This is a genomic window from Pseudomonas sp. NPDC090752, assembly GCF_055584805.1.
This window is the reverse complement of the sequence record NZ_JBVJLI010000004.1, coordinates 111,211-137,226: the sequence shown is the minus strand read 5'-3', so window position 1 is coordinate 137,226 and position 26,016 is coordinate 111,211. Positions and strand designations below refer to the sequence as shown.

23 protein-coding genes and 4 tRNA genes are annotated in these 26,016 nt (G+C 63.3%); 23 read left to right on the top strand and 4 right to left on the bottom strand.

Translation table 11 applies throughout. The annotated features are described in order from the left end of the window. The 10 genes from ACZ6YA_RS07840 (at nucleotide 1) to ACZ6YA_RS07795 (ending at nucleotide 6,688) form a co-directional block, all read left to right on the top strand. The gene (locus ACZ6YA_RS07840) at nucleotides 1-645 is read left to right on the top strand and encodes an SPOR domain-containing protein (RefSeq protein WP_465896554.1); all 645 of its coding nucleotides are present in this window, start codon (nucleotides 1-3) and stop codon (nucleotides 643-645) included. A 172-nt stretch (nucleotides 646-817) separates the two neighbouring features. Then, nucleotides 818-1,375, top strand: coding sequence for a CvpA family protein (locus tag ACZ6YA_RS07835; RefSeq protein WP_465896553.1), 558 nt, complete (start codon nucleotides 818-820; stop codon nucleotides 1,373-1,375). 42 nt (nucleotides 1,376-1,417) lie between these two features. Continuing rightward, the gene (gene purF / locus ACZ6YA_RS07830) at nucleotides 1,418-2,923 is read left to right on the top strand and encodes an amidophosphoribosyltransferase (protein WP_346613761.1); all 1,506 of its coding nucleotides are present in this window, start codon (nucleotides 1,418-1,420) and stop codon (nucleotides 2,921-2,923) included. A gap of 16 nt (nucleotides 2,924-2,939) precedes the next feature. Further along, nucleotides 2,940-4,151, top strand: coding sequence for an O-succinylhomoserine sulfhydrylase (locus ACZ6YA_RS07825; protein ID WP_465896552.1), 1,212 nt, complete (start codon nucleotides 2,940-2,942; stop codon nucleotides 4,149-4,151). Continuing rightward, nucleotides 4,148-4,921, top strand: a complete 774-nt coding sequence (locus ACZ6YA_RS07820; RefSeq protein ID WP_465896551.1) for an SDR family oxidoreductase — start codon at nucleotides 4,148-4,150, stop codon at nucleotides 4,919-4,921. Before ACZ6YA_RS07825 ends, ACZ6YA_RS07820 begins: the two co-directional genes overlap by 4 nt. 147 nt (nucleotides 4,922-5,068) lie before the next feature. Then, a tRNA-Val gene (locus tag ACZ6YA_RS07815) sits at nucleotides 5,069-5,144 on the top strand. 79 nt (nucleotides 5,145-5,223) lie between these two features. After that, nucleotides 5,224-5,300, top strand: a tRNA-Asp gene (locus tag ACZ6YA_RS07810). 100 nt (nucleotides 5,301-5,400) lie between these two features. Further along, a tRNA-Asp gene (locus ACZ6YA_RS07805) sits at nucleotides 5,401-5,477 on the top strand. A gap of 138 nt (nucleotides 5,478-5,615) precedes the next feature. Continuing rightward, a tRNA-Asp gene (locus ACZ6YA_RS07800) sits at nucleotides 5,616-5,692 on the top strand. Between the two features lie 189 nt (nucleotides 5,693-5,881). Further along, on the top strand, nucleotides 5,882-6,688 hold the full coding sequence (locus ACZ6YA_RS07795) for a DUF2242 domain-containing protein (protein ID WP_465896550.1): 807 nt from the start codon (nucleotides 5,882-5,884) through the stop codon (nucleotides 6,686-6,688). A gap of 246 nt (nucleotides 6,689-6,934) precedes the next feature. On the opposite strand, the gene ACZ6YA_RS07790 is transcribed toward ACZ6YA_RS07795, so the two are convergent. Then, nucleotides 6,935-7,975, bottom strand: coding sequence for an AraC family transcriptional regulator (locus ACZ6YA_RS07790; RefSeq protein ID WP_465896549.1), 1,041 nt, complete (start codon nucleotides 7,973-7,975; stop codon nucleotides 6,935-6,937). A gap of 4 nt (nucleotides 7,976-7,979) precedes the next feature. Further along, nucleotides 7,980-9,098, bottom strand: a complete 1,119-nt coding sequence (locus ACZ6YA_RS07785; protein ID WP_465896548.1) for a nitrilase-related carbon-nitrogen hydrolase — start codon at nucleotides 9,096-9,098, stop codon at nucleotides 7,980-7,982. A 185-nt stretch (nucleotides 9,099-9,283) separates the two neighbouring features. On the opposite strand from ACZ6YA_RS07785, the gene ACZ6YA_RS07780 reads away from it, so the two are divergent. Further along, entirely contained in the window at nucleotides 9,284-11,320 is a 2,037-nt protein-coding gene (locus ACZ6YA_RS07780; protein WP_465896547.1) for an oxidoreductase, read from the top strand. Nucleotides 11,321-11,367: 47 nt separating this feature from the next. After that, a complete protein-coding gene (locus ACZ6YA_RS07775) occupies nucleotides 11,368-12,267 on the top strand; it encodes a 1-aminocyclopropane-1-carboxylate deaminase/D-cysteine desulfhydrase (protein WP_465896546.1) in 900 nt (299 codons plus the stop codon). On the opposite strand, the gene cybB is transcribed toward ACZ6YA_RS07775, so the two are convergent. Both cybB and ACZ6YA_RS07765 read right to left on the bottom strand, forming a co-directional pair. Beyond that, nucleotides 12,258-12,803 carry a cytochrome b561 gene (cybB, locus tag ACZ6YA_RS07770; protein WP_465896545.1) on the bottom strand — a complete coding sequence of 182 codons (546 nt, stop codon included), beginning with the start codon at nucleotides 12,801-12,803 and terminating at the stop codon, nucleotides 12,258-12,260. The genes ACZ6YA_RS07775 and cybB overlap by 10 nt on opposite strands. A 224-nt stretch (nucleotides 12,804-13,027) precedes the next feature. Further along, entirely contained in the window at nucleotides 13,028-14,053 is a 1,026-nt protein-coding gene (locus tag ACZ6YA_RS07765; RefSeq protein WP_465896544.1) for a DUF1853 family protein, read from the bottom strand. Here ACZ6YA_RS07765 and ACZ6YA_RS07760 point away from each other — a divergent pair. The 11 genes from ACZ6YA_RS07760 to ACZ6YA_RS07710 all read left to right on the top strand — a co-directional run bounded on the left by ACZ6YA_RS07760 (nucleotide 14,052) and on the right by ACZ6YA_RS07710 (nucleotide 25,980). Continuing rightward, on the top strand, nucleotides 14,052-14,942 hold the full coding sequence (locus ACZ6YA_RS07760) for an NAD(+) kinase (protein WP_023632574.1): 891 nt from the start codon (nucleotides 14,052-14,054) through the stop codon (nucleotides 14,940-14,942). The two genes, ACZ6YA_RS07765 and ACZ6YA_RS07760, sit on opposite strands and share 2 nt — an antisense overlap. Further along, entirely contained in the window at nucleotides 14,942-15,913 is a 972-nt protein-coding gene (locus tag ACZ6YA_RS07755; protein WP_465896543.1) for a metallophosphoesterase, read from the top strand. Before ACZ6YA_RS07760 ends, ACZ6YA_RS07755 begins: the two co-directional genes overlap by 1 nt. Then, nucleotides 15,910-16,797, top strand: a complete 888-nt coding sequence (locus ACZ6YA_RS07750) for a rhomboid family intramembrane serine protease (protein WP_465896542.1) — start codon at nucleotides 15,910-15,912, stop codon at nucleotides 16,795-16,797. The genes ACZ6YA_RS07755 and ACZ6YA_RS07750 overlap by 4 nt, the downstream gene beginning before the upstream one ends. A gap of 13 nt (nucleotides 16,798-16,810) precedes the next feature. Then, entirely contained in the window at nucleotides 16,811-17,071 is a 261-nt protein-coding gene (locus tag ACZ6YA_RS07745) for a YeaC family protein (protein ID WP_401073641.1), read from the top strand. After that, complete coding sequence (locus ACZ6YA_RS07740) at nucleotides 17,068-17,898, top strand: DUF2797 domain-containing protein (protein WP_465896541.1); 831 nt, start codon at nucleotides 17,068-17,070, stop codon at nucleotides 17,896-17,898. The genes ACZ6YA_RS07745 and ACZ6YA_RS07740 overlap by 4 nt, the downstream gene beginning before the upstream one ends. A 13-nt stretch (nucleotides 17,899-17,911) precedes the next feature. After that, nucleotides 17,912-20,569 (top strand): aminopeptidase N, encoded by a 2,658-nt coding sequence (gene pepN / locus ACZ6YA_RS07735; protein ID WP_465896540.1) that lies wholly within the window; start codon nucleotides 17,912-17,914, stop codon nucleotides 20,567-20,569. 220 nt (nucleotides 20,570-20,789) lie between these two features. Continuing rightward, a complete protein-coding gene (locus ACZ6YA_RS07730; RefSeq protein WP_465896539.1) occupies nucleotides 20,790-21,830 on the top strand; it encodes a WD40/YVTN/BNR-like repeat-containing protein in 1,041 nt (346 codons plus the stop codon). Nucleotides 21,831-21,850: 20 nt separating this feature from the next. Continuing rightward, on the top strand, nucleotides 21,851-24,226 hold the full coding sequence (locus tag ACZ6YA_RS07725) for an efflux RND transporter permease subunit (RefSeq protein WP_465896710.1): 2,376 nt from the start codon (nucleotides 21,851-21,853) through the stop codon (nucleotides 24,224-24,226). 66 nt (nucleotides 24,227-24,292) lie between these two features. Next, on the top strand, nucleotides 24,293-24,583 hold the full coding sequence (locus tag ACZ6YA_RS07720) for a DUF5629 family protein (RefSeq protein WP_465896538.1): 291 nt from the start codon (nucleotides 24,293-24,295) through the stop codon (nucleotides 24,581-24,583). Continuing rightward, on the top strand, nucleotides 24,549-25,679 hold the full coding sequence (locus ACZ6YA_RS07715; protein WP_465896537.1) for a lactonase family protein: 1,131 nt from the start codon (nucleotides 24,549-24,551) through the stop codon (nucleotides 25,677-25,679). Before ACZ6YA_RS07720 ends, ACZ6YA_RS07715 begins: the two co-directional genes overlap by 35 nt. Nucleotides 25,680-25,800: 121 nt before the next feature. After that, nucleotides 25,801-25,980 (top strand): hypothetical protein, encoded by a 180-nt coding sequence (locus tag ACZ6YA_RS07710; RefSeq protein WP_465896536.1) that lies wholly within the window; start codon nucleotides 25,801-25,803, stop codon nucleotides 25,978-25,980. Nucleotides 25,981-26,016 lie beyond the last annotated feature (36 nt).

Here is a 26,016-nt window from a genome sequence, read left to right as displayed (position 1 = left end):
ATGGCAGTGCTGGACAAAGGGATGAAGCAGCGCATGGTGGGTGCGTTGGTGCTGGTGGCGCTGGCGGTGATCTTCCTGCCGATGCTGTTCACCCGCGAGGACGAGATGCGTCAGGTGCGTGTCGAGGCTCCGCAGGCCCCAGCGATGCCGACGCTGCCTGAAGTCAAAGTGGAGCCGGTTGCGGTGCCAGAGCCGCAACCGTTGCCGGAAGAGCCGCAGCAGCCGCCAGTGGTGGTCAATGAATCCACCGCGCCGGCGACCACGCCGACCCAGCCGATTACGCCATCGCCGCAGACCCAGGCGCAACCCAAGGCCCAGACGCCGGTGCCAACGCCAGCGCCCAAGGCTGCAACGCCAGCGCCTGCGGTCACTGCGACCGCGCCGTCGAAAATCGACGCCAACGGCCTGCCGGTGAGCTGGTCGATCCAATTGGCCAGCCTTTCCAATCGCGCGGGTGCCGAGAGCTTGCAGAATACGCTGCGTAGCCAGGGCTACAACGCCTACATCCGCTCTGCTGGTGGCATGAATCGGGTTTATGTCGGGCCGTTGATCGAGCGTGCCGAGGCCGAGCGCGTGCGTGATGCAATCAATCGCAAGCAGAATCTGAAGGGTTTCGTGGTGCGTTTCCAGCCGGAGCGCGGCTAACGCTTGAGGCGCATCGCTGCCACTGGCTTTTCTTGACTTGAGAGTCCACGAAAAGCCTGTGGGAGCGGGCTCGCGCGGTAATCAAGGCGCTACCAAACGACCTGACATTCTGCTTACCCACAGCCCGCCGCTCTGGTAAAATGCGCCGCCTCAAACGTCTGCAGGCAGCATCGTGGCATTTACCTGGGTTGATTGGGCGATCATCGCGATCATCGCCGTTTCCACACTGATCAGTCTCAAGCGCGGCTTCGTCAAGGAAGCCCTGTCCCTGCTCATCTGGATCATTGCCGGTGCAGTCGCCTGGATGTTCGGCGGGTCGCTCTCGGTGTACCTTGAAAGTTATATCCAGACCCCGTCGATGCGCATCATCGCCGGCTGCGCGATTCTGTTCGTCGCCACCTTGCTGGTGGGGGCGATGGTCAACTTCCTCGTCGGCGAGCTGATCCGCGTCACCGGGCTGTCCGGCACCGATCGTTTTCTCGGCATGGCCTTCGGCGCTGCGCGCGGGGGCTTGCTTGTGGTGGTGGCCATCGGCTTGCTCAGCCTTGGGCCGGTGCAGCAAGATCCCTGGTGGCAGGAATCTCGCCTGATACCACAATTTCTATTGGTCGCTGACTGGTCCAAAAACCTGATTCTGGGTTTTTCCAGTCAGTGGATGTCCAGTGGGATGATCAGCACTCCGGCTGATCTTCCGTTCAAGGAACAGCTGCTCGGGCCTGCAAGGCCTTGAGCGCTATTCACTCAAGTTTCATCAAAGTAGGGGTTGCGTCGCATGTGTGGCATCGTCGGTATCGTCGGTAAGTCGAACGTCAATCAGGCGCTGTATGACGCGCTTACGGTCCTCCAGCACCGCGGCCAGGACGCTGCCGGTATCGTGACCAGCCACGACGGCCGGTTGTTCCTGCGCAAGGATAATGGCCTGGTGCGCGATGTCTTCCAGCAGCGCCACATGCAGCGCCTGGTAGGCCACATGGGTATCGGCCACGTCCGCTACCCGACTGCGGGCAGCTCGACTTCGGCCGAGGCCCAGCCGTTCTACGTCAACTCGCCGTACGGCATCACCCTGGCGCACAACGGTAACTTGACCAACGTCGAGCAGTTGGCCAAGGAGATTTACGAGTCCGACCTGCGCCACGTCAACACCAACTCCGATTCGGAAGTGCTGCTGAACGTGTTCGCCCACGAGCTGGCCGTGCGCGGCAAGCTGCAGCCGACCGAAGAAGACGTATTCGCTGCTGTTTCCCACGTGCACAGCCGCTGTGTTGGCGGTTATGCGGTGGTGGCGATGGTCACCGGCTACGGTATCGTCGGTTTCCGTGATCCGAACGGCATCCGCCCGGTGGTGTTCGGCCAACGTCACACCGACGAAGGCGTGGAATACATGATCGCCTCGGAAAGCGTGGCCCTGGACGTGCTTGGCTTCACCCTGATCCGCGACCTGGCGCCGGGCGAAGCGGTGTACATCACCGAAGAAGGCCAGTTGTACACCAAGCAGTGCGCGCAAAGCCCGAAGCTGCAGCCGTGCATCTTCGAGCACGTCTACCTGGCCCGTCCGGACTCGATCATCGACGGTATCTCGGTGTACAAGGCGCGTCTGCGCATGGGCGAAAAGCTCGCCGACAAGATCATGCGCGAGCGCCCCGAGCACGACATCGATGTGGTCATCCCGATTCCGGATACCAGCCGTACTGCCGCGCTTGAGCTGGCCAACCGCCTGGGCGTCAAGTTCCGCGAAGGTTTCGTCAAGAACCGTTACATCGGCCGCACCTTCATCATGCCCGGCCAGGCCGCGCGCAAGAAGTCGGTACGCCAGAAGCTCAACGCCATCGAATTGGAATTCCGCGGCAAGAACGTGATGCTGGTCGACGACTCGATCGTACGTGGCACCACCTGCAAGCAGATCATCCAGATGGCCCGCGAAGCCGGCGCGAAAAACGTCTACTTCTGCTCCGCCGCACCTGCAGTACGCTACCCCAACGTCTACGGCATCGACATGCCGAGCGCTCACGAATTGATCGCCCACAACCGTACCACCGAGCAGGTGGCCGAGTTGATCGGCGCCGATTGGCTGATCTATCAGGACCTGCCGGACCTGATCGATTCTGTCGGTGGCGGCAAGATCAAGATCGAGCACTTCGATTGCGCGGTGTTCAACGGTGAATACGTTACCGGTGACATCGATGAAGCCTACCTCGATCGCATCGAGCAGGCCCGTAATGACCTGGCCAAGGTGAAAACCCAGGCGGTCAGCGCGATCATCGACCTCTACAACAATTGATTCAGGGAGCGACGGCATGACGGATCAATGGGATGCCGGGCGACTGGACAGCGACCTCGAGGGTGTCGGTTTCGACACCCTGGCGGTGCGCGCCGGTCAGAACCGGACACCGGAGGCGGAGCACAGCGAAGCGCTGTTCCTGACCTCCAGCTATGTCTTCCGCACGGCTGCCGATGCGGCCGCGCGCTTCGCCGGTGATACCCCGGGCAACGTCTACTCACGCTACACCAACCCGACTGTGCGTGCCTTCGAGGAACGCCTGGCGGCCATGGAAGGCGCCGAGCAGGCCGTGGCCACCTCCACCGGCATGGCGGCGATCCTCGCCGTGGTCATGTCGCTGTGCAGTGCCGGTGATCATGTGCTGGTGTCGCAGAGCGTGTTCGGCTCGACCATCAGCCTGTTCGAGAAGTACTTCAAGCGCTTTGGCGTCGAGGTGGACTATGTGCCGCTGGTCGACCTGTCGGGTTGGGCGAAGGCCATCAAGGCCAACACCAAACTGCTGATCGTCGAGTCGCCGTCCAACCCGCTGGCTGAACTGGTCGATATCGCCGCCCTCAGCGAAGTCGCCCATGCCCGTGGCGCCATGCTGGTGGTGGACAACTGCTTCAGCACCCCGGCGCTGCAGCAGCCGCTCAAGCTCGGTGCCGACATCGTGTTCCACTCGGCAACCAAGTTTATCGACGGCCAAGGCCGTTGCATGGGCGGCGTGGTGGCCGGGCGCAGCGAGCAGATGAAAGAAGTGGTGGGTTTCCTGCGTACCGCCGGCCCGACCCTCAGCCCGTTCAACGCCTGGATCTTCACCAAGGGCCTGGAAACCCTCAAGCTGCGTATGCGTGCGCACTGCGAGAGCGCTCAGCAGCTGGCCGAATGGCTGGAGCAGCAGGACGGCATCGAGAAGGTGCACTACGCCGGCCTGCCCAGCCACCCGCAGCACGAACTGGCCAAACGCCAGATGAGTGGCTTCGGTGCGGTGGTCAGCTTCGAAGTCAAAGGTGGCAAGGAAGGTGCCTGGCGCTTCATCGATGCCACCCGGGTGATTTCGATCACCACCAACCTGGGTGACAGCAAGACCACCATTGCGCATCCGGCTACTACGTCCCACGGCCGTTTGTCGCCGCAGGAGCGTGAGGCGGCAGGTATTCGTGACAGCCTGGTTCGCGTTGCGGTCGGTTTGGAAGATGTGGCCGACCTGCAGGCGGACCTTGCACGTGGGCTGGCAGCACTGTGATCGAAATCAGCGGCGGTGCACCCGGTCATAACGGCCGGGTAGCCTTGGTCACGGGTGCCGCACGCGGCATCGGCCTGGGCATTGCCGCCTGGTTGATCTGTGAAGGCTGGCAGGTGGTGCTCAGCGACCTCGACCGTCCGCGCGGCGCCAAAGTCGCCAAGGCCCTGGGTGAGAACGCCTGGTTCATCACCATGGACGTTGCTGACGAAGCCCAGGTCAGTGCCGGGGTTTCCGAGGTGCTGGGGCAGTTCGGCCGATTGGACGCGTTGGTGTGCAACGCAGCCATCGCCAACCCGCACAACCAGACCTTGGAAAGCCTGAGCCTGGCGCAATGGAATCGGGTGCTGGCGGTCAACCTCAATGGCCCTATGCTGTTGGCCAAGCACTGCGCGCCGTACCTGCGTGCGCACAATGGCGCGATCGTCAACCTGACCTCGACGCGTGCCCGGCAATCCGAGCCGGACACCGAGGCCTATGCGGCAAGCAAGGGGGGGCTGGTGGCGTTGACCCATGCCCTGGCCATGAGCTTGGGCCCGGAGATCCGCGTCAATGCGGTAAGCCCGGGCTGGATCGATGCACGTGACCCGTCCCAGCGCCGTGCCGAACCGCTGACCGAAGCCGATCATGTCCAGCACCCGACGGGCAGGGTAGGGACGGTGGAGGACGTTGCGGCCATGGTGTCCTGGTTGCTGTCACGCCAGGCGGCGTTCGTCACCGGCCAGGAGTTCGTGGTCGATGGCGGCATGACCCGCAAGATGATCTACACCTGAGCATGACGCTGTCAGGGAAGGGGCCGAAAGGTCTCCTTTCCGTTTTTGCCTTTTTTGAAAAAAATTCAACGGGGCTATTGACTTAGCTTCGCCATCTGCGTAAATTTCGCGGCCTCAGCGAAGCAAACGCAACAAGCAACATCGCGGGGGTGATTAGCTCAGCCGGGAGAGCATCTGCCTTACAAGCAGAGGGTCGGCGGTTCGATCCCGTCATCACCCACCACTTCCTGAGCGTTCCTGGTGCAGGAAGCTTCGAAAGAAGCCATCGCCAGAGAGGAACAAGGCCTGATAAGCCATTCTGCGCAGCGGTAGTTCAGTCGGTTAGAATACCGGCCTGTCACGCCGGGGGTCGCGGGTTCGAGTCCCGTCCGCTGCGCCATTTTTCAGTAACAGATGGGTGCCTGGCACCGGTCTGAAGTCAAAGGCAGACATGCCGGAGACTGATCCCAGTTTCAATCGGGCGCAAGCCTGAGCGATACGCAGCGGTAGTTCAGTCGGTTAGAATACCGGCCTGTCACGCCGGGGGTCGCGGGTTCGAGTCCCGTCCGCTGCGCCATCTTCGTTTCGAGGCCCCTTGAACGCCTCGAAGCAACAAAAGGAGCGATCATCGTGTTGCTTTTTTTGTGTCTGCTCTGAGGTTTTCGTACCGGAAGGGCAGGCTCCAGTTTCAAACGGGCGCAAGCCCGAGCGATACGCAGCGGTAGTTCAGTCGGTTAGAATACCGGCCTGTCACGCCGGGGGTCGCGGGTTCGAGTCCCGTCCGCTGCGCCATCTTCGCCTTGAGGCCCCTTGAACGCCTCGAAGCAAAACGAGAAAGCGACCTTAGGGTCGCTTTTTTCGTTTCTGCGCCTGCACATTCGACATTTACACGAAGCTGACAGACTCTTCACAGATGAACGGTTTCAGTACAAGGGCGCTGTGAGGCACAATAGGCACCTCTCGACTTACCCGGAATTGGCAATGACCAGATCATCCGTCTTTGGTGCGCTCGGGCTGGCCCTGGTGCTGGCGGGGGTGTCCGGTTGCTCCTCGAAAAAAGCCGCCATCTACGAGCACGAAAACTTCGATGACTCGGGCACCTACTCGCGTAGCTTCCCGGTCAGCGAGGCAGGCACGTGCGAGGCTGCGCGGCGTGCGCTGCTGAGCCAGGGCTACATCATCACCAGCAGTGGCGCCAATCAGGTCGCTGGCAACAAGAGCTTCCAGCAGAACAGCGATAACCACCTGCAGATCAGCTTCAGCGTCACCTGCGCGCCCGACAGCAGCGACGAGCAGCGCTCGACCATGTTCGCCAACGCGCTGCAGGACCGTTATGCGCTGAAGAAGTCCAACACCTCTGCCAGCCTCGGTGTCGGCATATTGGGCTCGGTATCGATGCCGATTGGCTCGAGTGACGACTCCATGGTCAAGGTCGCGAGCGAGACGGTGACCGCGCCGCAGTTCTACGAACGTTACTTTGCCTTGGTCGAAAGCTACCTGCCCAAGCCCAAGCCGAAGAAGGTCAGCAAGACCAAGGTTGAGGCGCCTGCACCACAGGTAGATAAACCAACGCCTGCCCTTGGGCTACCTGAGCAGGTCTCTGCAGCCCCTGTTGCCACTCCCGAAGCGCCAGCGCCAGCAGCAATAGCGCCGGCGAGTGAAGCAGCAGCGGCACCGGCAGTGGATGACAGCAAGGGCTCACAGCCTGTCGCGCCGCCAACGGAATCTGCACCGATCCAGGTGCAGCAGGATGCGCAGCCCGCAGAGGCGGCACCCGCTGCGCTTTAAAGCGTGATCCGCTCGGTACAGACACTGTTACAGATGAGCGGCGATAAGTTCCAGAACACCTGCTACGTTTACCACTCATAAGCTTGTCATCAATACTTCATCCCAATTGCTTAGGTTGAAGGCATGACTAACGAAGATAAATGAGTGGAGAGGACGCAGGGCTATGGGCGATTATCAGGAAGAGCTGCTCGAGTTTCAGGCCTATGAGCTGGACCCTCCGGAACCCGCTGACGACGCCACCGAGCTTTAACCGGCCTGTCGCTGGCTGCGACGGAACTCCCCCGGCGTAAGGCCCGTCCAGCGCTTGAATGCGCGCTGGAAGGCCTCTGCCGATGCAAATCCCAACAAATAGGCAATCTCGCCGAAGGCCAGTTCCGTATCGCGGATATAGGTCTCGGCCAGATCGCGCCTGGTGTCATTGAGAAGATCGCGAAAGCGCGTACCTTCTTCTGCCAGTTTGCGGCGCAAGGTCCAGGTGGGCAGTTGCAGGCGCAGCGCCACTTCTTCCAGGTCCGGTTCCCGGCCGCCATTAAGCAGTGGGCCCAGAAGGTGGGTGATGCGCTCACCCAGGCTGCGTACTCGCGTGCGTTGCAGCATTTCGGTTTCACACAGCTGCAGCAGGTGCTGCCAGGTGCTCGGGCAATGCTGCGGGTTGGCCAGCTCCAGCGTGGCGCGGCCCAGACGTAGTTGGTTGCCGTTGGCGCCGAATTGCACGGCACCGCTACACAAGGGCTGGTACTGCGCAGCATAGGCGGGAGCATCGAACTCGATCTCCAGGCGCTCGGCCTGCACGGGTGTATCGACCAGGGCCGCGAGTTGGGCCAGCCAGCCGGTCAGCAACGAGTCAACGACGAAACGGTTGTAGGCGTTGTAGGGGCTGATCGAGTAGAAGCGCAGCCATGCCCCTTGGGCGTCTTCCTGGTAGCTCGAATGGCCGCGGTAGTTGGCGGCATACACTGGCTCGAAGCGCAGCAGTGTGCGGGCGGCATCGCCCAGCGTCGGCGCTTGGGCCGCCGTGACCCCCGCCAAGCCGGCTTGCGCCAACCGGCTGAGGCGGCCCATGTGCAGGCCCAGGCCCGGCTCGCCACACAGCGCAATGGCAGCATGCCCCAGGTGCATATAGCGCGGGATCGACAAACGCGCGCCGGCTTCGGCCAAGCGCGTGGGGTCTAGACCGTAGCGGCGCAGCAGGGGTTGTGGATCGTGACCAAGCTCTTGCAAGGCCTCGGCCAGCGGCTGGACGAAACCTACCGACAGGTCGCCCAGGCGCACACGTGGGCGGGCCATGCACCTACAACCACAAGTTCAGCAGGCGGGCGCCGTGGCTGGGTGGGCCCGCCAGCAACTCGCCCGCCTGGTGGGCAAAGCCTTGGCCGTCACTGCCTTGTTCCCAGAACTGCCCACGCATGAATACGCTCATGCTGATAGCCCCATTGCCGGCGGTCTGGGTCAGGCGTTGCCAGGCGGTCTGCTCACTGACTTCGCCACGCTGCAGCGCCAGTTCGGCTGCGGCGTCCTGATGCCGATTGCCGCGCCAAGGTGCCTCCCAGCTGCCTTTGCCGCTGAGGAAAACCGGGTTGGCGATCAGCTGTACCTGCTGTTGTTCCAGCTGGCGTTGGTTTTCCGGATACCAGCTGTCACTGCCAATGAGTACGCCGAGTCGCCCGGCCGGGGTCTGCAAGACCTGTAGCGGGAAATGCCGACCATGATGGATGTACCTGCGCACTTCGCTGTCGGGGTATTGCTGGCGCTGTGGCTGGCCAAGCAGGGAGCCATCGCTGGCAAACACCACGCTGCTGTTGAACAGCGGCCCGCTGCCTGCATGTAGCACGCCTTGTTCCACATAGGGAGCTGGCAGCACGATCGAGCCGGCAACCAGTGTCACGCCGAATTCTTTAGCCAGGCCGCCGAACAGTTGCTGGTAGTCGCTGGCCATCTGCTGGGCTTTCATGCGCAGGTGGGCGTCGGCCCTACGGTCGTCGCCGCTGGCCCGCAACATCGCCAGGCCATAGCGCAGCGGATTGCTCAGCTCCAACCACTGCTCGGCCTCGTGGTTGCGGGTAACCTGATACAGCTCGTTCTTTTCGCCGCGGGCCCACAGCCAGGTGCCGATGTGTTCGGGCAGCACCACCACCGTGCGCGAGCCGACCAGGCCCTGGGCGCGGGCTTGTTGCAGGTAGGCAGAGAGCTTGCGATGCAGGCGCTGCAGGTTTTGGTAGTCGCTGGGGTAGAGGAGGGGTTCGACGCCCAACAAGTTGCCCTGTGCGCCGGGCACACCATGGTTGAGCGCCAGTTCGATGCGCAAGTCGGAGAGGTAGTGACCTTCCGGACGTTGTTGGGTCCAGAAGCCATAGCCGCAAAGGGCGGCGATCATCACCAGCGCCAGGGCGCTTGCCAGAAGATTTCGCATGCAGCGTTACAGCGCCTTGGGGTACGGAGCTTCCTAGGGTAGTCCTGCTGTGCGGGAGGATCAATAAGTTGTCAGTTTCGATCATTGAGCGCGTTCAAACGGTTGTTTAATGTCACTGACAGATAAACGACGGGGCCCGTTGAGGCACCCGCATTCCGTGATCACGCCACCTGGGGAATTTATCCATGGCTGCCGACCGCTACCCGCATTTGCTGGCCCCGCTCGACCTGGGCTTCACCACCCTGCGCAACCGCACCCTGATGGGCTCGATGCATACCGGCCTGGAGGAGCGCCCCGGCGGCTTCGAGCGCATGGCGGCCTATTTTGCCGAGCGCGCCCGTGGCGGTGTCGGCCTGATGGTCACCGGTGGTATTGCGCCCAACGATGAAGGCGGGGTGTATTCCGGTGCGGCCAAGCTGAGCACCGATGAAGAGGCCGACAAGCACCGCATCGTCACCGACGCCGTGCATGCCGCTGGCGGCAAGATCTGCCTGCAGATCCTGCATGCCGGGCGCTACGCCTACAGTCCGCGTCAGGTGGCGCCCAGCGCGATCCAGGCACCTATCAACCCGTTCAAGCCCAAGGAGCTGGACGAGGCGGGCATCGAAAAGCAGATTGCCGACTTCGTCAATTGCGCCGTGCTGGCCCAGCGCGCCGGCTATGACGGCGTCGAGATCATGGGTTCGGAAGGCTACTTCATCAACCAGTTCCTCGCCGCCCACACCAACCACCGCACCGACCGTTGGGGTGGCAGCTACGAGAACCGCATGCGCCTGGCGGTGGACATCGTCAGCCGGGTGCGCGACGCCGTAGGCCCGAACTTCATCATCATCTTCCGCCTGTCGATGCTCGACCTGGTCGAGGGCGGCAGCACCTGGGACGAGATCGAGCTGCTGGCCAAGGCCATCGAATTGGCCGGTGCCACGATCATCAATACCGGCATCGGCTGGCACGAAGCGCGCATTCCTACCATCGCCACCAAGGTGCCGCGCGCGGCGTTCAGCAAGGTCACCGCCAAGTTGCGGGGCGCCGTGAAGATCCCGCTGATCACCACCAACCGCATCAACACCCCGGAGGTGGCCGAGGCGGTGCTGGCCGAGGGTGATGCCGACATGGTCTCGATGGCCCGGCCGTTCCTGGCCGATCCGGATTTCGTCAACAAGGCGGCTGAAGGGCGCAGCAACGAGATCAACACCTGCATCGGCTGCAATCAGGCCTGCCTTGACCACACCTTTGGCGGCAAGCTGACCAGCTGCCTGGTCAACCCGCGCGCCTGTCACGAGACCGAGCTCAACTACCTGCCCGTGCGCACGGTGAAACGCATTGCCGTGGTCGGTGCCGGCCCCGCCGGTCTGGCAGCCGCCACCGTGGCGGCCGAGCGTGGCCATGAAGTGACCCTGTTCGACAGCGCCAGCGAGATCGGCGGGCAGTTCAATGTCGCCAAGCGGGTGCCGGGCAAGGAGGAGTTCTTCGAGACCCTGCGCTACTTCCGCAACAAGGTGAACAGCACCGGCGTCGATCTGCGCCTGAACACCCGCGTCGACGTGCCGCAGCTGCTGGCGGGTGGTTACGACGAGATCATCCTGGCCACTGGCATCGCGCCACGTACCCCGGCGATTCCGGGTGTCGAGCATGCCAAGGTGCTCAGCTACCTGGACGTGCTGCTGCAGCGCAAGCCGGTTGGTGAGGCGGTGGCGGTGATCGGCGCGGGCGGGATCGGCTTCGATGTCTCCGAATACCTGGTGCATCAGGGCGTGGCCAGCAGCCAGGACCGCGAGGCGTTCTGGAAGGAGTGGGGCATCGATACCCGTCTTGAAGCGCGGGGCGGTGTGGCCGGGATCAAGGCCGAGCCGCATGCGCCAGCGCGGCAGGTGTACTTGCTGCAGCGCAAGAAGTCCAAGGTCGGCGACGGCCTGGGCAAGACCACCGGCTGGATCCACCGCACGGGGCTCAAGAACAAGCAGGTGCAGATGCTCAACAGCGTCGAGTACCTGGGTATCGATGATGCGGGCTTGCACATCCGTATTGGCGAAGGCGAGCCGCAGGTGCTGGCGGTGGACAACGTGGTGATCTGCGCTGGGCAGGATCCGCTGCGTGAGCTGCACGAAGGCCTGGTAGCGGCAGGACAGTCGGTGCACCTGATCGGCGGTGCGGATGTGGCGGCGGAGCTGGATGCCAAGCGCGCGATCAACCAGGGTTCGCGGTTGGCTGCCGAGCTCTGACAGGGCAGGGGGCCGCTGTGCGGCCCTTTCGCTGTAAACTGACGCGCATGACGCTCTCTTTTTCAGACCTTCCCAATGCCCCTCTGCAACCTCTCAACCTTCCCTGGCTGGCAACTGCTGGGATCGAAGTCGGTATCCTGCGCCTGGACCTGATCGACCCGCTGATCAGTGGCAACAAGTGGTTCAAACTGCGCCACCACCTGCTGCATGCCCATGAGGCAAGCGCCCCTGGACTGATCAGCCTGGGTGGCAACCATTCCAACCACCTCCACGCGCTGGCGGCTGCTGGCAAGCGTTTCGGCTTCGCCACTTCGGGCCTGTTGCGTGGCCACGTCCAGGACACGCCCACGGTGCGTGATCTGCAGGCGCTGGGCATGCAGCTGCACTGGCTTGGCTATGGGGGTTACCGCAGTCGTAACGAAGCGGGCTTCTGGGAACCCTGGCAGGCACGCTACCCCGGCTGGCATTGCATCCCAGAGGGCGGTGGTGGCCTGGCGGGAGCCCAGGGGTGCAGGTTGATCGTCGAGCAGGCCCGGGCTCAGCTGGCCTCCGTGGGATGGTCGGATTATGACGCTTGGTGGCTGCCCGCCGGTAGCGGTACGACCCTGGCAGGCCTGGTGCTCGCAGAGGCGGGGGCGCATGCGGTGCATGGTGCTTTGGCGGTGCCAATGAATCATGGCGTGCCGCAAGCCGTCGCGGAGCTGGCTGGCACGCGTGGCTACCAGTTGCACGGGGCCTGTCGGGGTGGTTTCGCCAAGTTGGATGATGAACTGCTGGCGTTCATTGATGAAGCCGAACGCCATACGGGCATTCCCCTGGAGGCCCTCTACACCGGCAAGGCGCTGCTGGCTCTGCGTGAGCAGGTCGAGGCCGGGCTGTTCGCGCCCGGCACTCGGCTGATCTTTCTCCACACCGGTGGCCTGCAGGGCCGGCGCGGTTACTTGTAGGGCAGCATGCGCAGCAGCGTGTTGTCGCGCTGCACGTAGTGATGATACAGCCCGGCCAGTGCATGCAGGCCGATCAGCCAGTAACCCCAGGTGGCCACGCGCTCATGCCAGCCCTTGATGAACTTGGCCTGGTCGGGATCCGCGCCGATCAGGTGCGGCAACTCCAGGCCATAAAACGGCACCGGCTTGTCGGCGGCGCTGAGGATCAGCCAACCGGCCAACGGCAGGCCGATCATCAGCAGGTACAGCGCCAGGTGCATCAGGTGGGCCAGGCCGGTCTGCCAGGCCGGCGGCTTGGGCACGATGGGCGGAGCAGGGCGGCTCAGGCGTACGGCCAGGCGCAGCCAGACCAACAGGAAAACCGTGAGACCGAGCATGAAATGCAGGTCCTTCATCAGATTGCGCTCGGCGCTGTCCTTGGGGAACAGGCCGCGCAACTCGATGCAGGCGTAGACGGCGGCCAGCAGCACCAGCATCAGCCAGTGCAGAGCGATGGACAGGCGCGCGTAGTGGGTCGCGGGGGTGGATGAAACCATGGTGGATCCTCGTCATCAGGTCGATGGTGGCGCTCTTGTCGGCGCTCAGGGGTAACTGTAATCGTTGCTGTGACTAGATCTTTGCGCTGGGTCGGTGAAAGTTGTGTTATCAATGCCGGCCCTTTCGCGGGCAAGCCCGCTCCCACAGCTTCCCCGCTGGATTCAAAGGCAGCGGGGAAGCTGTGGGAGCGGGCTTGCCCGCGAAGAGGCCGGTACAGACAGCCTCACACAGTGGGCACGTGTGGCCATCTATCAGCCACGAGAAACAATCGCTCCACTTCTTGCCAGGCACCATCCGAACCTAACTCGAGCCTCACCAGCATCTGCGCGGGTGCCTGCGGCTCCAACGCTCGCAACCATTGCGCGAACTGCTGCGGTGTCCAACAGGCATCCGCCTCGACCCGGGCCGGTGCCAGCCAGGCCTGGCGGGGCAAGGGCTGCCAGCGTTCATCTGCGCTCACTGGCCAATCCCAACGGCGTAGCCAGCGCCCACGCAGGTGCAGTGGGTTGGCCCCTGCGGGCGATTCGGCATGCCCTGGCCATGGGTAGAACAGATAACCCGCCAGCCACAGATGCGCCTGCACCTGCCGGGCACCAAGCGCGGCCAATGCTTCTTGGCTCTGCGCATCACTCGACATGCGCAGCTGATGCCCTGCCAGGTGCGCCAGCTTGGTGCCCAGACGATCATGGCAACCGGGCCCGAGCCACTGCATCGGATCAACGCCTGCAGGGTCGCTAGGCCCAAGATAAAGTTTGATCGCCAGTTCCAGATGATGCGTGCCGTCGCCATCGCGCAACAGGATGTCCAGTTCGCCCAAGGTTCGCCCACCTGAGCGGATCGCCAGGTTGGCCGCCAGCAGCTCGATACCTGGCGCCTGGCGCAAAGCGAACTGCCACAGGCCTTCGTAGTACAGCCCCAGGCGCCGACTGGTAAGGGTCGCCAGCCATTCGCGCAAGGGCTGGTCATCGTTATCCAGTTGCTGCAACCACGCGTTCAGCCGCTGCGGATCGGCCGCCCAGGCGCTGCCCGCCAGCGGATGGCGCTGGGGGCAGGGCGGGGTGCTGAGCAGGGGTGGCGACAGCAGGGTCCAGGCCAGGTCGCGCACGGCGGGGCGGCGCAACTGGCGGGGCAGGTCATGGAGTTCGGCGAAGGGCGTCATGCTGCGAGCATAGCCGGTTTGCCGCTGCCCGGTCGTTTCGCCCATAATCGGCGCATAGTCACCCGCCGCAGAGCCTCGCAGGAGCCCCATGGAGCAATTTCGCAATATCGGTATCATCGGACGCCTCGGCAGCTCGCAGGTGCTCGACACCATTCGTCGACTGAAAAAATTCCTCCTCGAGCGCCACCTGCACGTGATCCTCGAGGACACCATTGCCGAAGTGCTGCCCGGCCACGGCCTGCAGACCTCCACGCGCAAGCTGCTGGGCGAAGTCTGCGACCTGGTCATCGTCGTTGGCGGTGACGGCAGCCTGCTTGGCGCCGCCCGTGCGCTGGCCCGGCACAACATCCCGGTGCTGGGGATCAACCGCGGCAACCTGGGTTTCCTCACCGATATCCGCCCCGACGAACTGGAAGAGAAGGTCGCCGAAGTGCTCGACGGCCACTACCTGGTGGAAAACCGCTTCCTGCTGCAGGCCGAGGTGCGCCGTCACCACGAGGCCATCGGCCAGGGCGATGCGCTCAACGACGTGGTCCTGCACCCGGGCAAATCGACGCGGATGATCGAGTTCGAGATCTACATCGACGGCCAGTTCGTCTGCAGCCAGAAGGCCGACGGCCTCATTGTCGCTACCCCGACCGGCTCGACCGCCTACGCGCTGTCGGCCGGAGGCCCGATCATGCACCCCAAGCTCGACGCCATCGTCATCGTGCCAATGTATCCGCACACCCTGTCCGGGCGGCCGATCGTGGTGGACGGCAACAGCGAGCTGAAAATCGTGGTGTCCAAGGACCTGCAGATCTATCCGCAAGTGTCCTGTGACGGCCAGAACCACTTCACTTGCGCCCCCGGCGATACCATTACGGTCAGCAAGAAACCGCAGAAACTGCGCCTGATCCACCCACTGGACCACAATTACTACGAGGTGTGCCGCACCAAACTCGGCTGGGGCAGCCGCCTGGGAGGCAGGGACGACTGATGCTCGATCCGGCGCGAAGTTTCGACATCATCGGTGACGTGCACGGCTGTGCACTGACCCTCGAACGCCTGCTCGACGCCCTCGGCTACACGCGTATCGGCGGCGTCTGGCGTCACCCACGACGCCAGGCATTGTTCCTTGGCGATATCGTCGACCGAGGCCCGCGCATCCGCGAGGCGCTGCACATCGTCCACGACATGGTCGAAGCCGGCCAGGCGTTCTGCATCATGGGCAACCACGAATACAACGCCCTGGGTTGGGTAACCCCGGCACTGCCTGGCAGCGGCAAGGCCTACGTGCGCGAGCACACGCCGCGGCATGCCCGCCTGATCGATGAGACGCTGACCCAGTTCGCCCACCACCCCGGCGACTGGCATGATTTCCTGCAGTGGTTCCAGGACATGCCGCTGTTCGTCGACGCCGGGCGTTTCCGCCTGGTGCATGCCTGCTGGGACCCGAGGCTGATCGAGCCGTTGCGCCAGCAATACCCCGACGGGCGCATCGATGAGCATTTCATCCAGGCCTCGGCCGTTTCCGGCAGCTTTGCTTCCACCGTCTGCAACCGCCTGCTGCGCGGCACCGACATGCGCCTGCCGGACGGCCTGACGCTAACCGGTGGCGATGGCCTTACCCGCGCCTTCTTCCGCACCAAGTTCTGGGAAGAAGACCCGCAGACCTACGGTGACATCGTCTTCCAGCCCGACGCGCTGCCCGACCAGGTGGCCCGCACGCCGCTCAGCCACACTGACAAGAACGCCTTGCTACGCTATGCCGAAGAGGAGCCGCTGCTGTTCGTCGGCCATTATTGGCGCAGTGGCCGCCCGGCGCCGATCCGCGGCAACCTGGCCTGTCTGGACTACAGCGCGGTGCTGTATGGCAAGCTGGCGGCCTATCGCCTGGATGATGAAACCCGGATCGACCCACACAAGTTCGTCTGGGTCGACGTTGACCGACCGCAGGCCAATCAATGAATATCGTCGAAGTGATGCGCCTGCCGCTGTCGGTCGACCTCAGCGGATTCGTGCACTTGCTGCAGCGCCTGCAGGTGCCGCACCGGGTCAGCGAAGAGGGCGAGGTTCAGGTTCTCTGGGCCCCGCAAAGCATGGCCGCCGATGTCCTCCAGCTCTACCAGCGCTACCCCGACGGCAACGCCGAAATCGACTCCACCCTGGACCCTGTGGGAGCGGCTTCAGCCGCGAATGCTTCACCACAGCCCTCCCTGGCCGACCAGGCCAAAGCCTGCAAGGTCACCGCCTTCGTCCTCTTCCTCTGCCTCATCGTCGCCGGCCTCACCCGCCTGGGCGACAACCTCACCACCATCAGCTGGTTCACCTTCCTCGACTACCGCGTCCAGGGCGAATACCTGCACTTCACCCCGCTGGCTCGGGGCCTCGCCGAAGGCCAGTGGTGGCGCCTGGTGTCGCCGATGCTGCTGCATTTTGGCGTACTGCACCTGGCCATGAATGGCATGTGGTACTGGGAATTGGGTAAACGCATCGAACTGCGCCAGGGCCCGTGGCTGCTGGCCGGCCTGACCCTGCTGTTCAGCCTGGTGTCCAACCTGGCCCAGCATTACACCAGCGGCCCGAGCCTGTTCGGCGGCCTGTCCGGTGTGCTGTACGGCCTGCTCGGCCACGTGTGGTTGTACCAATGGCTGGCGCCCAACCCCCACTTCAGTCTGCCCAAGGGCGTGCTGGTAATGATGCTCATCTGGCTGGTCATCTGCCTGACCGGTGTGGTCGGCCAGCTCGGTTTCGGCCAGATCGCCAACGCCGCCCACGTCGGCGGGCTGCTCATCGGATGCCTGACGGGCCTCTTGGGTGGAATGATGGCCCGGCGTAAACTGTCCGCTTGATTTAGGAGACGCTATGTCCACGTTCGCGCAAATGATCGAAAACATCACCCCGGAAATCTACGAAAGCCTGAAGACGGCCGTGGAAATTGGCAAATGGTCGGACGGGCGCAAGCTCACCGCCGAGCAGAAGGAGCTGTCGCTGCAGGCCGTGATCGCCTGGGAAATGCAGAACCTGCCCGAAGACCAGCGCACCGGCTACATGGGCCCGCAGGAATGCGCGTCGAAGTCCGCGCCGATCGCCAATATTCTGTTCAAGTCGGACTCGGTACATTGATCGAACTCGCTCGTGGCTCTTTGAGCAAAATGGCGGTAAGCCTGCAAGCACCGCTGGTGCAATACAGCTTTCGCCTGGATGACACGCAGGTGCCGGTCAACCCAATGATCGGCCAGCGCCTGCGCCTGGAATACCTCGGTGCAATTCACTGCAGTCATTGCGGCAAGCGCACCAAGACCAGTTTCAGCCAGGGTTACTGCTACCCGTGCATGACCAAACTGGCCCAGTGCGATATCTGCATCATGGCTCCGGAACGCTGCCATTACGACGCTGGCACCTGTCGGGAGCCATCCTGGGGCGAGCAGTTCTGCATGACCGACCACGTGGTGTACCTGGCCAACTCGTCGGGCGTCAAAGTCGGCATCACTCGCGCCACCCAGCTGCCCACTCGCTGGCTCGACCAGGGTGCGAGCCAGGCGCTGCCGATCATGCGCGTGGCTACCCGCCAGCAATCAGGCCTGGTCGAAGACGTATTGCGCAGCCAGGTGCCGGACCGCACCAACTGGCGCGCGCTGCTCAAGGGCGACGCTGAAGCGCTCGACCTGGTGGCCATTCGAGAACAGATTTTCGACGCCTGCGCCGACGGCCTGCGCGAGCTGCAGGCACGTTTCGGCTTGCAGGCGATCCAGCCGCTGCCCGACGCTGAAGTGGTGCAGATGAACTACCCGGTCGAGGCGTACCCGAAAAAGATCGTCAGCTTCAACCTCGACAAGGATCCGGTGGTGGAAGGCACGCTGCTGGGCATCAAGGGCCAGTACCTGATCTTCGACACCGGCGTGATCAACATTCGCAAGTACACGGCCTACCAGTTGGCCGTGCTCCAGTAAAAAGGACCTGCACATGCGTACCGAACAACCGCAAGTGATCTACCTCAAGGACTACCAGGCGCCCGAGTACCTGATCGACGAGACGCACCTGACCTTCGAGCTGTTCGAGGACCACACGCTGGTCCATGCGCAACTGGTCATGCGCCGCAACCCGGCACGCGGTGCCGGTCTGCCGCCCCTGGTACTCGACGGCCAGCAGCTGGAGCTGCTACGCGCCTCGCTGGATGATCAGGAACTGCAGGCGAGCGACTACCAGCTCGAAACCGACAGCCTGACTGTCTACCCCAAGGCCGAGCGCTTCATCCTCGACACCAGCGTCAAGATCCACCCCGAGAGCAACACCGCGCTGGAAGGCCTGTACAAGTCCGGCAAGATGTTCTGCACCCAGTGCGAGGCCGAGGGTTTCCGCAAGATCACCTATTACCTCGACCGCCCGGACGTGATGAGCACCTTCACCACCACGGTGATCGCCGAGCAGCATCGCTACCCGGTGCTGTTGTCCAACGGCAACCCGATCGGCAGCGGGCCGGCAGAAGATGGCCGGCACTGGGCCACCTGGGAAGACCCGTTCATGAAGCCGGCCTACCTGTTCGCGCTGGTGGCGGGTGACTTGTGGTGCGTCGAAGACAGCTTCACGCGCCAGTCGGGCCGCGATGTGATGCTGCGCATCTACGTCGAACCCGAGAACCTCGACAAGTGCGACCACGCCATGGTCAGCCTGAAGAAGTCCATGCGCTGGGACGAAGAAGTCTACGGCCGTGAATACGACCTGGACATCTTCATGATCGTCGCGGTCAACGACTTCAACATGGGCGCCATGGAAAACAAGGGCCTGAACATCTTCAACTCAAGCTGCGTGCTGGCGCGTGCAGAGACCGCCACCGACGCCGCCCACCAGCGCGTCGAAGGGGTGGTCGCCCACGAATACTTCCACAACTGGTCGGGCAACCGCGTGACTTGCCGCGACTGGTTCCAGCTGTCGCTCAAGGAGGGCTTCACGGTATTCCGCGACGCCGAGTTCAGCGCCGACATGAACTCGCGCACGGTCAAGCGCATCGAGGACGTGGCCTACCTGCGTACCCACCAGTTCGCCGAAGACGCCGGCCCCATGGCCCACCCAGTGCGCCCGGACAGCTTCATCGAGATCTCCAACTTCTATACCCTGACCGTGTACGAAAAGGGTGCCGAAGTGGTGCGCATGGTGCGTACCCTGCTAGGTGCCGAGGGCTTCCGCAAGGGCAGCGACCTGTACTTCGAGCGTCACGATGGCCAGGCGGTGACCACCGACGACTTCATCAAGGCCATGGAAGACGCCAACGGCGCCGACCTGACCCAGTTCAAACGCTGGTACAGCCAGGCGGGCACGCCGCGCCTGGAGGTCAGCGAGGCCTATGATGCTGGCGCTCAGACCTACAGCCTGACCTTCCGCCAGAGCTGCCCGCCGACCCCGGACAAGGCCGAGAAGCTGCCGTTCGTGATTCCGGTGGAGCTGGGCCTGCTGGATACCGAAGGCAATGACTTGCCACTGCGCCTGGCCGGTGAAGCCGCTGCGGGCGGCACCAGCCGCGTGCTGTCGGTGACCGAGGCCGAGCAGACCTTCACCTTCGAAGGCATCCAGGCCAAGCCGCTGCCCTCGCTGCTGCGTGGTTTCAGCGCGCCAGTGAAGCTGAGCTTCCCGTACGACCGCGATCAACTGATGTTCCTCATGCAGCACGACAGCGACGGCTTCAACCGCTGGGAAGCGGGCCAGCAACTGTCGGTGCAAGTGCTGCAGGAACTGATTGGCCAGCATCAGCGTGGCGAAGCCCTGAAGCTCGATCAGCGCCTGATCACCGCCCTGGGTACCGTGCTGGGCAACGAGTCGCTGGACGCCGCCATGGTGGCCGAGATGCTGTCGTTGCCAGGTGAGGCGTACCTGACCGAGATCAGCCAGGTGGCCGACGTCGATGCCATCCACGCGGCCCGCGAGTTCGCCCGCCAGCAGATCGCCGAGCAGCTGTTCGACGGCCTGTGGGCACGCTACCAGGCGCACCGCGAGGTATCGCGCAACACCGCCTACGTCGCCGCGGCCGAGCATTTCGCCCGGCGCAGCCTGCAGAACATCGCCCTGTCGTACTTGATGCAGAGCGGCAAGCCGCAGGTGCTGGAGGCGACCCTGGAGCAGTTCGAGCACTGCGACAACATGACCGAACGCCTGACTGCGCTGGCGGTGCTGGTCAACTCGCCGTTCGAGGCCGAGCGGGCCAAGGCCCTGGAAGCTTTCGCCGAGCACTTCAAGGACAACCCACTGGTCATGGACCAGTGGTTCAGCGTGCAGGCGGCCAGCGCCTTGCCGGGCGGGTTGGCGCGGGTCAAGGCGTTGATGCAGCATCCGGCGTTCACCCTGAAGAACCCGAACAAGGTGCGGGCGCTGGTCGGTGCTTTTGCCGGGCAGAACCTGGTCAACTTCCATGCGGCGGATGGCTCCGGGTATCGCTTCCTGGCGGACCTGGTGATCGAGCTGAATGCGTTGAACCCGCAGATCGCTTCGCGTCAATTGGCGCCGCTGACACGCTGGCGCAAATATGACGCTGCTCGGCAGGGATTGATGAAAGGTGAGCTGGAGCGGATTCTCGCGTCTGGGGCGCTTTCCAGTGATGTGTATGAGGTGGTGAGCAAGAGCCTGGCTTGAGTTCTCTATGACCTGAGCGGGCCTCTTCGCGGGCAAGCCCGCTCCCACAGGTTCTCTGCAGCTCTCTAGGGCGGTGGGGTTTCTGGGGGAGCGGGCTTGCCCGCGAAGCTTTTGGGCGGTTAACAAAACATAACGTCCCGCTCGTTGTAATCTCTCGATCTCCACCGATACGATCCCCCAAAGCACAGACCCACTAAAAAGAACACAACAGGGGACGGTCATGAGGGAACGGTTGATGATGCAGGCCAGGCGTGGTGCCTGGCCGTTGGCAGCTGGCGCGCTGTTGGCGCTGGCACTGGGGATGTGGGCCGACAACGCGCACGCGGCGGCGGCCGACGAGTACTCCACCGAATCGGCCAAGGCCAGTCAGAGCCTGCTGATCGATGCCGCTCATGCCGGCAAGCGCCTGGTGGTGGTCGGCGACCGCGGCCACATTCTGTTCTCCGATGACCAGGGTACGACCTGGACGCAAGCCCGGGTGCCCACTCGGCAACTGCTCACTGCCGTTTTCTTCCTCGACGACAAGCGCGGTTGGGCAGTCGGCCACGACGCGCAGATCCTCGCCAGCAGCGATGGCGGCGCAACCTGGACCAAGCAGTTCGAAGACCTTTCCCGCGAAGCACCCTTGCTCGACGTCACCTTCCTCGATGCCCAGCACGGGTTTGCCGTGGGTGCCTACGGCGCCTTGCTGGAAACCCTCGACGGTGGTCAGCACTGGCAGGACGTTGCCGAACGCCTGGACAACGCCGACCAGCTGCACCTCAACGGTATTGCCGTAGTAAGGGATGCCGGCCTGTTCATCGTCGGCGAGCAGGGCAGCATGTTCCGCTCCGCTGACAACGGCCAGACCTGGGCCAAGGTCGATGGCCCCTACGAGGGCTCGCTGTTCGGCGTGATCGGCACCACCCAGCCACACACGCTGTTGGCCTATGGCCTGCGCGGCAACCTGTTCCGCTCCACCGACTTCGGTGACAGCTGGCAGCCGATCGAGCTCAAGGCCGCACGCGGCAACCTCGAATTCGGCCTGGCAAGCGCTACGCTTCTCGATGATGGCAGCCTGGTATTGGTCGGCAATGGCGGCAGCGTGCTGCGCAGCGTCGACGACGGGCAGACCTTCAGCGTCTACAACCGCGCCGACCGCATTGCCCTGGCCGGCGTCAGTGGCCTGGCCAATGGTGGCTTGCTGCTGGTCGGGCAAGGGGGCGTGCACCTGGCTACCGCCGAAGGTGCCGACAGCACTGCCGAGGGGGCGCGTCCATGACCAGCCGAGAGAGCATCACCATGCACCCGCACCACCAGGACAAGGCCACGCTGCTGGAACGCTTGATTTTCAACAACCGCCCCGTGGTCATCGCCCTGTGCGTGCTGGTGAGCATTTTCCTGTTTTGGCAAGCCACGCAGATCCGTCCCTCGACCAGTTTCGAGAAGATGATTCCGCTCGAGCACCCCTTCATCGAACAGATGATGGAGCACCGTAACGACCTGGCCAACCTCGGCAACACCGTGCGCATCTCGGTCGAGGCGGTCAACGGCGACATCTTCGACAAGGACTACATGGAGACCCTGCGCCAGGTCCATGACGAGGTGTTCTACATCCCCGGTGTCGACCGCGCGGGCCTCAAGTCGCTGTGGAGCCCTAGCGTGCGCTGGAGCGAAGTGACCGAAGAAGGCTTCTCCGGCGGCGAGGTGATCCCCAATACCTACAACGGCTCGCAAGACAGCCTCGACACGCTGCGCGACAACGTGCTCAAGTCCGGCCAGGTCGGGCGCCTGGTGGGCAACAATTTCAAGTCCAGCATCATCGATGTACCACTGCTGGAGAGTTACCCCGACCCGAACGACCCCGGCAAGCAGGTCAAGCTTGATTACCAGCAGTTCTCGCACCTGCTGGAGGAAAAGATCCGCGACAAGTTCCAGGCGCAGAACCCCAACGTCAAGGTGCATATCGTCGGCTTCGCCAAGAAGGTCGGTGACCTGATCGATGGCCTGGTAATGGTGGCGATGTTCTTCGGTGTGGCGCTGGTGATCACCTGGATCCTGCTGTACTGGTTCACCTGGTGCATCCGCAGCACCATCGCCGTGCTCATCACCACCCTGGTGGCGGTGGTCTGGCAGTTGGGCCTGATGCACGCGGTGGGCTTCGGCCTGGACCCGTACTCGATGCTGGTGCCGTTCCTGATCTTCGCCATCGGCATTTCCCACGGGGTGCAGAAGATCAACGGCATCGCCCTGCAGTCGAGTGACGCCGATAACGCCCTGACCGCTGCCCGGCGCACGTTCCGCCAGCTGTTCCTGCCGGGGATGATCGCCATCCTCGCTGACGCGGTGGGTTTCATCACCCTGCTGATCATCGACATCGGCGTGATCCGTGAGCTGGCCATCGGTGCATCGATCGGCGTGGCGGTGATCGTGTTCACCAACCTGATCCTGTTGCCGGTGGCGATTTCCTACGTCGGCATCAGCAAGAAGGCCATTGAGCGCAGCAAGAAAGACGCGACCCGCGAGCACCCGTTCTGGCGCTTGCTGTCGAACTTCGCCAGCGCCAAGGTGGCACCGGTGTCGATTGCCCTGGCCCTGGTCGCCTTCGCTGGCGGCCTGTGGTACAGCCAGAACCTGAAGATCGGCGACCTCGACCAGGGCGCCCCGGAGCTGCGCCCTGACTCGCGCTACAACCAGGACAACAACTTCATCATCAGCAACTATTCGACCAGCTCGGACGTGCTGGTGATCATGGTCAAGACTCCGGCGGAGAGCTGTTCGATCCACTCGACCATGGCGCCGATCGATGAGCTGATGTGGACCATGCAGAATACCCCCGGCGTGCAGTCGGCGATCTCCCTGGTGACCGTGTCCAAGCAGGTGATCAAGGGCATGAACGAGGGCAGCCTGAAATGGGAGACCCTGTCGCGCAACCCGGACATCCTCAACAACTCCATCGCCCGCGCCGACGGCCTGTACAACGGCGACTGCTCACTGGCACCGGTGCTGGTGTTCCTCAACGACCACAAGGCAGAAACCCTGGAGCGCGTCACCGCTGCCGCCAAGGCCTTTGCCGACAGCCACAACAAGGAGGGCCTGCAGTTCCTGCTGGCGGCAGGCAATGCCGGCATCGAGGCGGCCACCAACGAGGTGATCAAGTCGGCCGAGCTGACCATCCTGATACTGGTGTACCTCTGCGTGGCGGTGATGTGCATGATCACCTTCCGCTCGTTTGCCGCGACCCTGTGCATCGTCCTGCCGTTGGTGCTGACCTCGGTGCTGGGCAATGCGCTGATGGCATTCATGGGGATTGGCGTCAAGGTGGCCACCTTGCCGGTGGTGGCGCTGGGCGTGGGCATCGGCGTGGACTACGGCATCTACATCTACAGTCGCCTGGAAAGCTTCCTGCGTGCCGGCCTGCCGCTGCAGGAGGCCTACTACCAGACCCTGCGCTCCACTGGCAAGGCGGTGTTGTTCACCGGCCTGTGCCTGGCCATCGGCGTCTGTACCTGGATCTTTTCGGCCATCAAGTTCCAGGCCGACATGGGCCTGATGCTGACCTTCATGCTGCTGTGGAACATGTTTGGTGCATTGTGGCTGCTGCCGGCGCTGGCCAGGTTCCTGATCAAGCCTGAGAAGATGGTGGGCAAGGAGGGCGGCTCGATCTTCGCCCATTGAGGTATCCCGAGGGCCGCCATGCGGCCCTCGGGTTATACTGCCGGCTCTTTTTTCATCGGTATTCCCATGTCCCCCCTCGCCACCGCCCTCGCATCCTGCGACATGCTGCTGATCGACGGCCTGCACGCCTTCGATTTCACCTCCGACGAAACCGGCCTCACGGTCGAATGCATGGACGGCCGTCAACTGCGCCGCTGGACTTTCACTACTGACCAGGTCGCCGCCGCCATTGCCGTGGGTGAGGAGTGGCAACTCAGCGATGCCCAGGGCGAGCATCGTCTAGTCTGTATGAGTGCCTTTCGCGCCCCGGATGAAGACGACGATGAACCGCAAATGGACGAGCCTGCTGACCGCTAGCCTCATGACCCTGACCTTCAATACCCAGGCTGCCACGCTGCTGGTGGGCAGTTACACCGATGGCGCCAGCCAAGGTATCTACCGCTACGCATTCGACAGCAAGACCGGCCATATCGACCCCACGCCGCAGCAGGTGGTCAAGAGCGTCAGCCCCTCGTGGCTGGTGCTCTCGGCCGATCAGCGGCAACTGTTCGTGGTCAACGAAACGCCGCAGGGCCATGCCAGCAGTTTCAGCGTGAGCAGCAAAGGCGAGATCAAACCGCTCAACCAGGTGGCCACCCGTGGCGACGAGCCGACCCACGCCAGCCTCAGCCGCGACCAGCGCTACCTGTTCGTCGCCAACTACGCCGTCGCTCCCGACCCTGGCGGCAGCCTGGTGGTGATCCCGGTGGCCAAGGACGGCAAGCTCAAGGCGGTGGTCCAGCAGGTACGGCACAAGCCCAGTGGCGTGAACCCCGAGCGCCAGGCCGGTGCCCATGTGCATTCGCTGATACTGTCGCCCGATGGCAGCCACCTGTATGCCAGTGACCTGGGTGCCGACAAGGTGTTCATCTACCGCTACGACGGTGCCAGCCCTGACAAACCACTGACCCCGGCGATCCCTGCGTCGGTCACGTTGCCGCCTGGCAGCGGCCCGCGTCATCTGCTGTTCGATGCCAAGGGGCGGCACGCCTACCTGACGCTGGAGATGAGCGCCGAAGTGGTCATGTTCGATGTCAAGGATGCAGCCTTGCAGGAACGCCAGCGCCTGCCGTTGACGGAGCAGAAAGATGCCGCGGCCAGGGCCGCTGGCGGCCTGCATTTGTCGGCGGATGGGCGCTTTCTCTATGTCAGCAACCGTGGCACGGCCAACGAGATCGTGGTGTTCAGCGTGGGCAAGGATGACGGGCAGCTGGCGTTCCTGCAGCGTCGCTCGGTGGAGGGCGACCACCCACGGGAGTTTGTCCTGGACCCAAGCGACAACTTCTTGCTGGTGGCCAACCAGAAGAGCAGCCAGATCGTAGTCATGCGCCGCGACCCGCGCACGGGCAAGCTGGGTGAAACCGTGCAGACCTTGCCGCAGGACGCGCCTTCGGATCTGAAATTCATCGAGTGACTATCGATACGCGTGATAGTCCCTACCACCGCAATGAATTTCTGTGGCTGACCTCATCGGCGTAAGTTTGACCCAAGGCCCAACGGGTCAACTCAAACCACCGCAGTCGAGGTCAGCCCAGATGAACTTCAATCTCTTCCCGGTCATCGCCGCCTCCGCCATTTCCGCATCGGTCGTGCTGCCCACGCATGCCCATGCCGACTCCAGCGCCAAGGCATCCGCCACCCACAGCTACACCGAGCAGTACCTGCGCCAGAGTGCGCACTTCCATGCGGCCTTGAGTGGCAAGAATAATCACTGACGTAAGCCTGCATGAGTACCCTGTGGGAGCGGGCTT